Source organism: Staphylococcus lugdunensis (assembly GCF_002901705.1).
Classification (GTDB): Bacteria; Bacillota; Bacilli; order Staphylococcales; family Staphylococcaceae; genus Staphylococcus; species Staphylococcus lugdunensis.
Genome location: NZ_PPPV01000001.1, coordinates 74,735 through 87,215 on the forward strand (window position 1 = coordinate 74,735; position 12,481 = coordinate 87,215).

Sequence of the window (12,481 nt, forward strand, 5' to 3'; positions counted from 1 at the left end):
CAAGAACAAAAAGAATAATTGCTAAAATAGCAAATATTTTAGTTAAATGCTTCATTTCATTCACCTCAACACGAGCATTATATCAGACTTAGCTACAACAATGAACTGATTTTAATAACTATAAATAAGATAGCACACTTTTATATTGATGAAATTAGAATCGAATGTTAGAATATAGGTGTATCCACAAATTATGCTACACAACCCCAAGTCTGTTGCCGCAGACTTGGGGTTTTTTGTGTATGGTCATCCTTTATCTTTCCATTTGTTTTCTAACCAAATACGAAAAATAACAAGTATTCCACCTGTTAATAATGTAGTTATTACATCTAACCACCACGTCATTATGCTACACCTCCCAAACTGCAAAGTGCCATTGGATAGATGACCTGTTCTTATTTTAACATAAAATCAGAACATATGTTCGTATTAAAGAAATTTATTTACCTATATTTTTAAGATGACTTTATCTTTATCAATTTTCAAGATAATATAAGTATGAATATAAATTAAAGTGAGGTTAAATAAATGAACCCATTAGCACAGAACTTAAATAATGAACTTTATCAGTACAATCCAGAAGTTTTATCCATGTTGTCTCAATTAGGTAAAGAAATGTTTTACCCAAAAGGTATTCTTTCCCAATCAGCAGATGCCAAATCTACAAAATATAATGCCACAATAGGAATGGCCACAGATAAAGACGGTAAAATGTATGCTAACGAATTATATGGTGTCTTTAATCATTTATCACCAGATGAAATCTTTCCTTATGCGCCACCTCAAGGCATTGAAGGATTAAGAACATTGTGGCAAGAAAAAATGTTAAAAGAAAATCCAGATTTAAAGTCACATATAATCAGTAAACCAATCGTGACAAATGCGCTTACTCATGGTTTGTCACTAATTGGTGATCTCTTTGTTGATACAAATGATACTATTTTATTGCCATCACATAATTGGGGTAACTATAAACTAATCTTTAATACAAGACATCAAGCTAATATCAATACTTATGATATTTTTGATAATAATGGCCATTATACTACGGATGCATTAGTATCAACTTTAGAACATTACACTTCTGACAAGGTTATTATGATTTTAAATTATCCAAATAATCCAACTGGCTATACACCAACTAAACAAGAAGTGAAAACAATTGTTGAAGCCATTGAAGCATTAGCCAATAAGGGGACAAAAGTAATTGCGGTTGTAGACGATGCATATTATGGTTTATTTTATGAAGATGTCTATACGCAATCTATCTTCACAGCGCTCACTACTTTAAATCACAAGAATATTTTACCTGTTCGTTTAGATGGTGCAACAAAAGAATTCTTTGCATGGGGATTGCGTGTTGGCTTTATGACATTTGGTATTCATAATGATACAGCTCAACAAGTATTAGAAGCTAAAGTCAAAGGGTTAATCAGAAGTAATATTTCTAGTGGACCAATGCCATCACAAAACGCAATTAAATATGTATTAGAACATCATGAACAATTTAATAAAGAAATTCAAGCAAACATTAATACTTTGCAAGAGCGTTATGCTGTAACTAAAGAAGTCGTTTATGATAAACAATACCAACGTCATTGGCAAGCTTATGATTTTAATTCAGGCTACTTTATGGCACTTAAAGTGAACGGTGTTGATCCTGAGGAATTACGTGTTCATTTAATTAATAAATATTCAATCGGTATTATTGCCTTAAATGACACTGATATTCGTGTTGCCTTCAGCTGTGTCGAAAAAGATGATATTCCGCATGTATTTAATTCGATTGCTCAAGCTATTGAAGATTTAAAATAAGGAAATCGTTGATTTGAAAAACATTTTTTTAGAATATCATTCATAAAAAATATAGGCTAGACCATTTTCCCCTAAATAATAGAGTCTGGCACATAAATCTCAGAGAAGGAGCACTCAGATGAATTGAATTCAACTCATCTGAGTGCTCCTTTTTGATTTAATACTTCGTATTGTTGGCTCGCTTTCTTAGGGGACAGCTTTAGTCACCCCAACTTGCTTTGTTCGACGAAATGCTTTTCGCATTTCTTTTTGTTGGGGCCCCACCCCAACTCGCTTTGTCTGACGAATTTCTTCTCGAAATTCTATTTGTCTAAGAATTTTATGTCCCAGACTGTTTTTTATATTTTATACTGCACGCTTAAAAGAACGGAGTTTTTAATGAATCAAAATGTTTAGCGTTCTTAACTTTCAAAGTTGATTAGGACGGAAAAAGCTTGGTATAAACTTATTTTCAATCTAGTAAACTACTACCAATATAATAGTTAAGAGCCTAAGACATAATAATTGTGTCTTAGGCTCTATATTTAACTTTTTAACGCTATTTTACATCATACCTGGCATGCCGCCGCCCATTGGTGGTTGGTTATTGCTTTCAGGTTCAGGAATATTAGCTACAACTGCTTCTGTTGTTAAGAACATTGCTGCAACACTTGCTGCATGTTGTAAAGCTGAACGCGTTACTTTTGTTGGATCAACAATACCAGCTTCTAACATATTTACCCATTCGTTAGTAGCAGCGTTAAATCCAACACCAGAGTCCGCATGTTTTAAACGTTCAACGATGATAGAACCTTCTAGTCCTGCATTTTCTGCGATTTGTCTAACTGGTGCTGTTAATGCTTTTAAGACGATATTGATACCTGTCTCTACATCACCTTCTGCTTGAATATCACTCACTTTTTTATAGATATTAACTAGTGCTGTACCACCACCAGCAACAATACCTTCTTCTACAGCTGCGCGAGTTGAGTTTAAAGCATCTTCAATACGCAATTTACGCTCTTTTAATTCTGTCTCAGAAGCTGCGCCAACTTTAATTACTGCAACGCCCCCAGCTAATTTTGCAAGACGTTCTTGTAATTTTTCTTTGTCAAAGTCTGAGTCAGTTTCTTCAATTTGTGCTTTAATTTGACTAACACGTGCATCGATATTGTTATTGTCTCCATCACCATCAACAATCGTTGTATTATCTTTCGTTACTTCAACTTTATTGGCACTACCTAACATATCCATCGTTGCATCTTTAAGTTCTAAACCTAAGTCATCAGTAATCACTTGTGCACCTGTCAAAATAGCTAAATCTTCTAACATAGCTTTACGACGGTCACCAAAGCCTGGTGCTTTAACAGCAACTGCAGTGAATGTTCCACGCATGCGGTTTAGAACGATATTAGTTAATGCATCACCTTCTACTTCATCAGCAACAATTAATATTGGTCGACTAGATTGAACGACTTGTTCTAGTAAAGGTAAAATATCTTGGAATGAAGATATTTTTTTATCTGTAACTAATATATATGGACGTTCTAATTCTGCAGTCATTTTATCTGAATCCGTAACCATATATGGTGATTGGTAACCTCTATCAAATTGCATACCTTCTACAACTTCAAGTTCAGTATTGAAACCACTAGATTCTTCAATAGTTATTACGCCATCATTACCTACTTTATCCATAGCTTCTGAAATATATTGTCCAATCTCTTCATCTGCTGCAGAAATAGCCCCAACTTGTGCAATTTCATTTTTATTTTCAACTTTTTGTGATATATCATGTAATGCTTCGATAGCTACTTTAACTGCTTTATCAATACCTTGACGTAAACCAACTGGATTTGCACCACTCGTTACGTTTTTAAGTCCTTCTTGAATCATTGCTTGTGCTAGCACTGTAGCAGTTGTTGTTCCATCCCCAGCAATTTCATTTGTTTTATTAGCTACCTCTTGAACTAATTTTGCCCCCATGTTTTCATATGGATCTTCAAGTTCAATTTCTTTTGCGATTGTCACACCATCATTAGTAATAAGTGGTGCAGCATATTCTTTATCTAAAACAACGTTACGTCCTTTGGGTCCTATTGTTACTTTAACTGCATTTGCTAATTTATCCACACCACGTAACATTGCTTGACGTGCGTCTTCTGAAAATTTAAGATCTTTTGCCATTCTATTTAACCTCCATTAAAATATGTGTCTGTAAAAATTGAATTCTATAAATTATATTATTATTCTATAATTGCTAAAATATCATCAGCATTTAATATTAAATATGTGTCGTTTCCTTGTTTTATTTCAGTTCCCGCATATTCTTGGAATACAACTCTATCCCCTTCGTTAACATCTGGAGTGATACGTTGACCATTTTCAAGTTGTCGACCTAAACCTACCGCGATAACTACACCTTCATTAGATTTTTCTTTAGCACTATCAGTTAAAACAATGCCACTTTTAGTTGTTTGTTCTTGTTCTTTTTTTTCAATTACTACACGATTACCTATTGGTTTAAGCATGTGTTTTCCTCCTCAATGGGACAAATATTTTAGCACTTTAACAAGTAGAGTGCTAAGCTACTTTTTATATTAATCAAAGTTGGTCAAAATTTCAAGCAAAAAGCTTCCTTCTTTTTTGTGCTAATCTTGCTTTTAAGATACAATATAATAAGTGTTATTTACATTTATTGGAGGTACTTTATGTCCAGAATTTGGATTTCTTTCCTAACAATAGTCATCTATGCACTAGCTCAATATCTACCTGTATTTATAATTAAATTAACTAGTTTTCAAATTAAGTCACCTACACAGCTATTGCATGTTGCTATTTATATTCAAGTTATTTTATTTATCATTGCAGCAATCATTATTATTTTGCTGCAAAAAGTAATTAAGAATCCAACTAAACTCGAATCAGATTACAAAGAACCTAAACGTTATTTAGTTCAATACGCATTATTAGGTTTTATCGTCGTAATGATTTATCAAATGTTTGCTGGTTTGATTAATACTTGGATTTTTGGTGAGCTTAAAGCCAGTCCTAATACAGAACGATTGATGGACATAGCTCGACAAGCACCAATATTTATTATATTAATTTCTATCGTAGGACCTATTCTAGAAGAATATGTTTTTAGGAAAGTAATATTTGGGGAAATTTTAGATAGGCTTAAAGGAAATATAGTAATGCGATTTCTAATTGCATCTGTTGTCAGCTCATTACTCTTTGCACTAGCACATAATGACATAACATTTATTATTGTCTACTTTGGTATGGGAATGATATTTTCACTTGCCTATGTATTGACTAAACGTATCGCAGTGTCAATTATGATACATATGATGCAAAACGGTTTTGTTGTTATTATGCAAGTTTGTTTCGGCGATGTGCTTAAACATTTACAAACGCAAGCAAATGCTATTTTCCATTTATTTTTTTAATCAAAGAATCCCATCTAAGCTTATATTACTGCTAGGATGGGATATTTAACATTTAAAGTAGGAAATTGAACTGATAAAACATTTGCTACGTCGATTTCTAAAATGTTTAAATACAAAACGTAAAGCTGGAACATAATTTCCAAAATAATAGCACACAGATGGTTTGACATTAATCATCTGTGTGCTTCTTTTATCTTCAATACTCCGCATTATTGGTTCGCATACTTAGGGAATCAGTTTCAGTCACCCCAACTTGCTTTGCTTGGTGAATTTCCTCTCGAAATTCTCTCTGTTGGGGCCCACCCCAACTTGCGTTGTTCGTGGACTTTCTTTTGGAAAGTCTTTGTGTTGGGGCCCCACCCCAACTTGCGTTGCTCGTGGACTTTCTTTTGGAAAGTCTTTGTGTTGGGGCCCGCTGTTCTTTTATATGTCTTGGCGAAGTGTTTCGTACTTTGTCTTAGTAGTACTTAATATAAAAAATAAGGCGCTGGTAATTTGTCAAAAATATTTATATCCTAAACTGAAATAAATATTTATTCATTTATTGCTCTTTTTCCTTTTGACGATTGATGAACCAGTAAATCATTACGGCGACAAAGATCATACACATACTTCCAATAAGCGTTACATTTAAACGATTAAATTTAACATCTGTCATGCCTTGCTTATGGTCTTCACCTTCTGCAGAAATAATTTTATCCTCAGAACGCTGAGTATGATTATCTTCACCTTTTTTATCAACTGGTTTTTTCAAATCAGGCATTGAACCAATTTCTCCAGTTATTAAAGCTAATACCTGCTCATCCAAGTTTTTATAGTACTTTGATGAGTTTGTTGGATTGAAATATTCAAATCTAAAATAATTTGAACCACGTTGTAATGAATTTAAATAACTATTGCCACTAAAATTTTGTTTTCTAAAAAGTGCATATAAATCTTGATCAGAAACTTGGTTACCACTCTCGCCAAGTTTGTTTACCTGTTCTATAATAAATGGATTATATTTAAATGAGCCAATGGCTAATGATTTAAATCGTTTCATGATTGATTGACGTTGATTGTTAGCAACAGGTCCCTCATCATAATGATTTCGTGGAAAATAAGATGACGAATTACGACCAGAATTATGTCCCCGTCCATTAATTTGATTAATGAAATCATCCGAGATATTATGATCTGTTTTCTCTCCATTTTGAGGAGATTGTTGTCCATTAGATGTGTTCCAACCTTGATTTCCATTACCGTTATTTTGTCCATTATTGTTATCTTTATTATTTGGTTGATTCGTTGGTTTGTGACCATGACCACCATTTTGTGTTGGTGTCTGTGGATGAGAAGATGTTCTCCCATTGTCCTTCCCGTCGGATGGCTTGTTGTCTTTACCTCCATGGTCCGTGCCATCTGATGGTTTGTTTGGCTTGTTATCTTTACCTCCATGGTCCGTGCCATCTGATGGTTTGTTTGGCTTGTTATCTTTGCCTACGTTATCCGTACCATCCGATGGCTTATTTGGTCTGTTGTCTTTGCCTCCATGGTCTGTGCCATCCGATGGTTTGTTTGGCTTGTTATCTTTGCCTCCGTGGTCCGTGCCATCCGATGGTTTGTTTGGCTTGTTATCTTTGCCTTCATTGTCCGTGCCATCTGATGGTTTGTTTGGCTTGTTATCTTTGCCTCCGTTATCTGTACCATCTGATGGCTTGTTTGGCTTGTTGTCTTTGCCTTCATTGTCCGTACCATCCGATGGTTTGTTTGGCCTGTTATCTTTGCCTCCGTTATCCGTACCATCCGATGGCTTATTTGGTCTGTTGTCTTTGCCTTCATTGTTGGCACTATTTGACGAATTGCTTGGTTGGTTCGTATTATCTGAATCTTTCTGGTTACTATTGTCTTGTGATAAATTATCTGAATGAGCCGTTGATTTTTCATTAGTAACTTTGTTATATAGCGTATTATCCTGTGCATGAGTTATATGCGGACTTATAACCTGTGTGCTTACAGCAATAGCAAAACTTGCAGATAAATATTTGATCTTTGTCTTTTTTCGTGTCATCTCTATTCCACCTCCTCTCTACATGTCATGACTTCTTTCACTTACTAGTATAAAGAAGTTTACATACATATGCATTTAATTATTATTATTGAAAAGTAATATTAATATTTCTGAAACTTTAAAGTAAATTTATTTCACTTCGTTGAGTATATCAATTATACTAAGTATATTAAAAGGCAAAGGAGTTTTTAAAATGGGTTTATTTAGCAAAAATAGTGAAAAATCATTTCTAAATGCTATCGAAGAAAGACGTACAGTCTATAATTTAAAAGAAAGCATTTCTATTAGTGATGAGGAATTAGAACAAATTATGACTCAAGCAATAAAACATGTGCCCTCCGCATTCAATTCACAATCAACACGCATTGTCTTATTATTGAATGATAAGAATAAACAATTTTGGGACAATACTAAAGCTGTATTAAAAGAAAAAATGGGTGCTGATCGAGACTTCACTGCAACTGAACAAAAAATCGATAACTTTAAACATTCTTACGGTACAATATTATATTTTGAAGATCAATCTGTAGTTAAAGGGTTACAAGAACAAATGCCTTCTTATGCAGAAAATTTTGCGATTTGGTCAACACAAGCAAACGCAATGCATCAATTTGCGATTTGGACTGCTCTAAGTACAAAGGGTATTGGTGCTTCACTCCAACACTACAATCCACTTGTTGATGCAGTAACACATCAAGACTTTGATATTCCCGAAACTTGGGAATTAATGGCTCAAATGCCATTTGGAGATGTGCGTGAAGAACCTAATGAAAAAGAAATTCAACCTGTCGACGCACGCTTTCTTGTACGAAAATAATCCATAGCATTATAAATAGCTTTTTATATAAACGAGGGCAGAATAAATCAAAATTGATTATTCCTTGCCCTCTTTTTGCGTTTCTTTATTGTTTTTAGTAAATTAGATTTAACAATCACCTAAGGAGTGATACGATGAAACTTCAACTTTTACAATTTAACGTTGCTTATGCAGATGTGAATGCAAATGAACATAAAATAAAAACATGGTTTTCGAATTCTTTACAACAAGACACTGATGTCGTGATTCTACCTGAAATGTGGAATAATGGATATGCATTAGAGCAACTAGAAGAAAAAGCAGATTTTGATTTAGAAAGAAGTACAGATTTTATTAAAAATTTAGCACTACAATATCAAGTAGATATTATTGCTGGGTCTGTATCAAATAAGCATCATGACCACATATTTAATACTGCATTTGCAATTGATAAAACTGGTAAAGTGATAAACCAATATGACAAAATGCATTTAGTTCCCATGTTAGATGAACCAGCATTCCTAACTGCTGGTAAAAATGTTCCAGAAACATTTAAATTATCAAACGGTGTAAAAGTGACACAAATGATTTGTTATGACTTACGATTTCCTGAATTACTAAGATATCCTGCAAGAAGCGGTGCGACAATTGCATTTTATGTTGCACAGTGGCCAAGTGCACGTCTTAACCATTGGCAAGTGTTGCTAAAAGCACGTGCAATCGAAAATAATATGTATGTAATAGGATGTAATGGTTGTGGGTATGATGGAAAAACGCAATATGCCGGACATTCCGTGGTTATTAATCCTAATGGCGAAATCATTCAAGAATTATCTACCACCGAAAAAGAACTTACAGTTACTATAGATATAGATGCAGTTGAACAACAACGTAAAGCAATACCTGTATTTGACAGCTTAGTGCCACATTTATACAAATAAACAAATAAAAGTCGTGAGTTTGGGAGTGACTCACGACTTTTTTCGCTTATTAAGGGAATGTTTTTACAGTTATTTTCAATAATAATTTGGGGATGTTATTAATTATGAAAATCTTCTGACTAGAGTAACACTAGTACAATAATTACCTTCTACAGTTAAGTAGCTAAGCGTAATTATCTACATTGAGCCCTACACAACTCAATGTTAGCAATTCATCAATTATCATTAAGTTGGGATGGCTTAACAATAATTAATCAATTTAACGAAGAAAACATAGTTAAGAATGAATAACTTCTATTATTGAGAATATACAGCTCCAACAACTTACTACAATCATTGTTGGAAAATTGAAAAGCTCATCGTAGCTACAATCCAATTAGTTTTCAAAAAGCTTTATCAATATCTATCACATCTCTGTGATATGTCTATATTAAAACATGATAATTACATAAATAGTCTAAAAATTCTCAACTAATTCATTTTTATTCTTAACTGTATCTTAAATATGTTAAAATTAAACAAAGAACATATATATAACATATTTGTATGCGAATTAAACAGTTAGGCATTAATGATCAAATGAATTGCGTAAAATTGTATAATGATACCAAGGAGCGTGACGCTAATTTGAAGGCGATAGACAAAAAAATTGAAAGATTTGCTAGATACTTGCAGCGTCAAAACAATCTAGACCATATTCAATTTTTGAAGATACGCCTAGGCATACAAGTCGCATTAGGTAATTTTTTCAAAACTATTGTTACTTATGGTGTTGCTCTTTTATTCCATACCTTTCTTTACACATTAATTACACACTTAACGTATTTTTTCGTTAGACGTTTTGCGCATGGTGCACACGCAAGGTCATCATTGTTGTGCCACATTCAAAATTTAGTTTTATTTGTGGCATTACCTTGGTCAATTGTGCATTTTCAAGTGTCTTGGACATTCATGATTTTGCTAGCATTTATCGCATTCATAATTATTATATGTTACGCACCAGCGGCAACTAAAAAACAACCCATACTGCCCCATCTCAGAAAGAAAAAGAAAAGAAATGCCATTCTTATTTCAATCTGTTTTTTGGTGCTAATGTTGTTTGTAAGTGAGCCATACATGCAATTAATAGCTTTAGGCATGTGCATTGAAGCTATTACGTTATTACCAATATTCTTTTCCAAGGAGGAAACGTAATCATGAACTTATTAAGCGGATTATTTACAAAAGGGATTAGTGCAATTTTTGAATTTATCGGAAACTTTTCTGCTCAAGATATTTGTAACGCTTATTTTGATGAGCCAGAAGTACCACAAGAATTAATTGATTTACAAAGAAAGTAATTAATAGAAAGTGTGTAAAGAATGGATTTATTAAATAGTATACCATTGTCAATTTTTCAATCTTTAATGTTGTTATTTGTTGCTAAAATAGTAGCCGATATTAAATTTCAAATGAGGGATTATTTTGCCATTTTTGGTATCATAATCCCTTCAACTATACTGTTTGGCGTGATAGGTAGACAGTCTTTAATATTTTTGATAATTGGATGTTTAATATTCTTTTATTTGAAAATAGGCTTATATTCCGTTTTAGCAATCTTTGGTTCTGCGCTTATTATGTATGTTAGTAATTATATTTCTGTCATCCTTAGTGTAATTGCTGATTATTTTTCTTTAAGTTATATAGTTCAAATAATAATAATATTAGTTTCGTTTACTCTAATATCAATAATTTGTGCTTATTTCATTAGGTTTCTAATTAATAAGCTAAAAAAAACCTATCTGTATTTCAATAAAATATACATATCAGTAATATCTATTTTCCTTATTTTATCTTTGATCATGCTCTATTTATACACGCAAATATTTAAACAAGAATATCAAGATTTAAAAATATTTGCGATTATTTTTGTAGGAATATTGTTTTTCCTTGCAATTTTTATCATCGTTATTACATTCTCTGTACATAGGGAGATGCAGTATAAGCGTAATTTAAAAGAGATAGAAACATACTACGAGTACACGCTGCAAATAGAATCGATTAATAACGAAATGCGTAAGTTCCGTCATGATTATGTTAATATTTTATCTACCATGTCTGAGTTTATACGCGAAGATGATATGCCGGGTTTAAGAGAATATTTTAATGATAATATTGTATCGATGAAAGACAATTTACAAATGAATTCTATTAAAATTAATGGTACGGATAAGCTAAAGGTTCGTGCTATCAAAGGGCTTGTGACAACCAAAATTTTACAAGCCCAAGAAAAAACATTCCCATCAGCATTGAGGTTCCAGAACTAATTGAACATATTGAAATGAACACAGTTGATTTAAGTCGAGTGATTGGCATTATCATTGACAATGCCATTGAAGCTTCAGAAAGTTTAGAAGATGCATTAATCCGCATTGCCTTTATAAAAAATGAGGATTCTGTGTTATTTATTGTAATGAATAAATGTAGCGATACAACGCCCAAAATTCATGAACTTTTTCAAGAGAATTTTTCTACTAAAGGCAAAAATCGTGGTTTAGGTTTATCTAATTTAAAAGAAATTACAGATGCAACACCAAATACGTTACTTGATACTACTATTGATAATGGATATTTCATACAAAAAGTAGAAATTTTAAATAATATACCATAAGGACGTGAAGACATGAAGATTTACATTTGTGAAGATGATGTTAAACAACGTGAAAATATGGTTGAGATCATCAATAACTATATCATGATTGAAGAAAAACCAATGGAAATTGCTTTAGCTACAGATAATCCTTATGAAATTTTAAAAATGTCAAAGGAAAATGAGGATGTTGGTTGTTATTTTTTAGATATTCAATTAGAAGCTGACATAAACGGTATCAAGTTAGGTAGCGAAATAAGAAAGTATGATCCGATAGGTAACATAATTTTTGTTACAAGTCATAGTGAGCTGACATATTTAACTTTTGTTTACAAAGTATCGGCTATGGATTTTATTTTTAAAGATGACCCTGCCGAACTTAAAACTCGTATTATCGATTGCCTTGAAACCGCACATACGCGCTTAAAGTTATTGTCAAAAGAACGTACCGTTGAAACGATAGAGCTTAAGCGCGGTAGTAATTCTGTATATGTGCAATATGATGAAGTGATGTTTTTTGAATCATCAACAAATTCACATCGATTGATTGCACATTTAGATAATCGTCAAATTGAGTTTTATGGTAATCTAAAACAAATTAGTCAAATCGATGATCGTTTCTTTAGATGCCATAATAGTTTTGTTGTCAATCGACACAATATCTCTTCAATCAATTCAAAAGAACGTGTTGTATATTTTAAAAATGGTGAACATTGTTATGCATCAGTACGCAATGTTAAAAAAATATAATTATTAGTTAACATGAAATAATGGGTGGCGGACAAAATCTTGACAATAAATCAGACTTTGTCCACCACC

General features: G+C 32.7%; 11 protein-coding genes and 1 pseudogene. 8 read left to right on the forward strand and 4 right to left on the reverse strand.

Annotation, left to right across the window (positions count from 1 at the left end):
- Window positions 1-246 precede the first annotated feature (246 nt).
- Entirely contained in the window at window positions 247-345 is a 99-nt protein-coding gene (locus CD041_RS12460; protein WP_014533284.1) for a Trp-rich small protein, read from the reverse strand.
- 183 nt (window positions 346-528) lie between these two features.
- Between CD041_RS12460 and CD041_RS00380 the strand changes: the two genes are divergently transcribed.
- Entirely contained in the window at window positions 529-1,815 is a 1,287-nt protein-coding gene (locus CD041_RS00380; protein WP_080606544.1) for an aminotransferase class I/II-fold pyridoxal phosphate-dependent enzyme, read from the forward strand.
- Between the two features lie 543 nt (window positions 1,816-2,358).
- On the opposite strand, the gene groL is transcribed toward CD041_RS00380, so the two are convergent.
- Both groL and groES read right to left on the reverse strand, forming a co-directional pair.
- Window positions 2,359-3,981, reverse strand: coding sequence for a chaperonin GroEL (groL, locus tag CD041_RS00385; RefSeq protein WP_002461409.1), 1,623 nt, complete (start codon window positions 3,979-3,981; stop codon window positions 2,359-2,361).
- Window positions 3,982-4,040: 59 nt separating this feature from the next.
- Window positions 4,041-4,325: a co-chaperone GroES gene (groES, locus tag CD041_RS00390; protein WP_002461410.1), complete on the reverse strand. Its 285-nt coding sequence runs from the start codon at window positions 4,323-4,325 to the stop codon at window positions 4,041-4,043.
- Window positions 4,326-4,505: 180 nt separating this feature from the next.
- On the opposite strand from groES, the gene mroQ reads away from it, so the two are divergent.
- The gene (gene mroQ / locus CD041_RS00395) at window positions 4,506-5,246 is read left to right on the forward strand and encodes an intramembrane glutamic endopeptidase MroQ (RefSeq protein ID WP_002461411.1); all 741 of its coding nucleotides are present in this window, start codon (window positions 4,506-4,508) and stop codon (window positions 5,244-5,246) included.
- Between the two features lie 541 nt (window positions 5,247-5,787).
- Here mroQ and CD041_RS00400 read toward each other — a convergent pair.
- The gene (locus CD041_RS00400) at window positions 5,788-7,296 is read right to left on the reverse strand and encodes an SdrH family protein (protein ID WP_080606543.1); all 1,509 of its coding nucleotides are present in this window, start codon (window positions 7,294-7,296) and stop codon (window positions 5,788-5,790) included.
- A 193-nt stretch (window positions 7,297-7,489) separates the two neighbouring features.
- Here CD041_RS00400 and CD041_RS00405 point away from each other — a divergent pair, with 193 nt between their 5' ends.
- From CD041_RS00405 to agrA, 6 genes and pseudogenes are all read left to right on the forward strand, one after another.
- Window positions 7,490-8,113 carry a nitroreductase family protein gene (locus CD041_RS00405; RefSeq protein ID WP_062077860.1) on the forward strand — a complete coding sequence of 208 codons (624 nt, stop codon included), beginning with the start codon at window positions 7,490-7,492 and terminating at the stop codon, window positions 8,111-8,113.
- 134 nt (window positions 8,114-8,247) lie between these two features.
- Window positions 8,248-9,033: a carbon-nitrogen family hydrolase gene (locus CD041_RS00410; RefSeq protein WP_002477923.1), complete on the forward strand. Its 786-nt coding sequence runs from the start codon at window positions 8,248-8,250 to the stop codon at window positions 9,031-9,033.
- 627 nt (window positions 9,034-9,660) lie between these two features.
- A complete protein-coding gene (locus CD041_RS00415) occupies window positions 9,661-10,227 on the forward strand; it encodes an accessory gene regulator AgrB (protein ID WP_176744568.1) in 567 nt (188 codons plus the stop codon).
- Window positions 10,228-10,229: 2 nt separating this feature from the next.
- The gene (gene agrD, locus CD041_RS00420) at window positions 10,230-10,373 is read left to right on the forward strand and encodes a cyclic lactone autoinducer peptide AgrD (protein WP_002477921.1); all 144 of its coding nucleotides are present in this window, start codon (window positions 10,230-10,232) and stop codon (window positions 10,371-10,373) included.
- A gap of 21 nt (window positions 10,374-10,394) precedes the next feature.
- A pseudogene (agrC, locus tag CD041_RS00425) lies at window positions 10,395-11,683 on the forward strand (quorum-sensing sensor histidine kinase AgrC).
- A 12-nt stretch (window positions 11,684-11,695) separates the two neighbouring features.
- Complete coding sequence (gene agrA, locus CD041_RS00430; RefSeq protein ID WP_002461418.1) at window positions 11,696-12,412, forward strand: quorum-sensing response regulator AgrA; 717 nt, start codon at window positions 11,696-11,698, stop codon at window positions 12,410-12,412.
- Window positions 12,413-12,481 lie beyond the last annotated feature (69 nt).

What these genes read in the sequence shown, in the direction of transcription:
- agrA (WP_002461418.1), top strand. Translation starts at nt 11,696, where the DNA reads ATGAAGATTTACATTTGTGAAGATGATGTTAAACAACGTGAAAATATG.
- agrD (WP_002477921.1), top strand. Translation starts at nt 10,230, where the DNA reads ATGAACTTATTAAGCGGATTATTTACAAAAGGGATTAGTGCAATTTTT.
- CD041_RS00410 (WP_002477923.1), top strand. Translation starts at nt 8,248, where the DNA reads ATGAAACTTCAACTTTTACAATTTAACGTTGCTTATGCAGATGTGAAT.
- CD041_RS12460 (WP_014533284.1), bottom strand. Translation starts at nt 345, where the DNA reads ATGACGTGGTGGTTAGATGTAATAACTACATTATTAACAGGTGGAATA.
- mroQ (WP_002461411.1), top strand. Translation starts at nt 4,506, where the DNA reads ATGTCCAGAATTTGGATTTCTTTCCTAACAATAGTCATCTATGCACTA.
- CD041_RS00400 (WP_080606543.1), bottom strand. Translation starts at nt 7,296, where the DNA reads ATGACACGAAAAAAGACAAAGATCAAATATTTATCTGCAAGTTTTGCT.
- groL (WP_002461409.1), bottom strand. Translation starts at nt 3,981, where the DNA reads ATGGCAAAAGATCTTAAATTTTCAGAAGACGCACGTCAAGCAATGTTA.
- groES (WP_002461410.1), bottom strand. Translation starts at nt 4,325, where the DNA reads ATGCTTAAACCAATAGGTAATCGTGTAGTAATTGAAAAAAAAGAACAA.
- CD041_RS00405 (WP_062077860.1), top strand. Translation starts at nt 7,490, where the DNA reads ATGGGTTTATTTAGCAAAAATAGTGAAAAATCATTTCTAAATGCTATC.
- CD041_RS00380 (WP_080606544.1), top strand. Translation starts at nt 529, where the DNA reads ATGAACCCATTAGCACAGAACTTAAATAATGAACTTTATCAGTACAAT.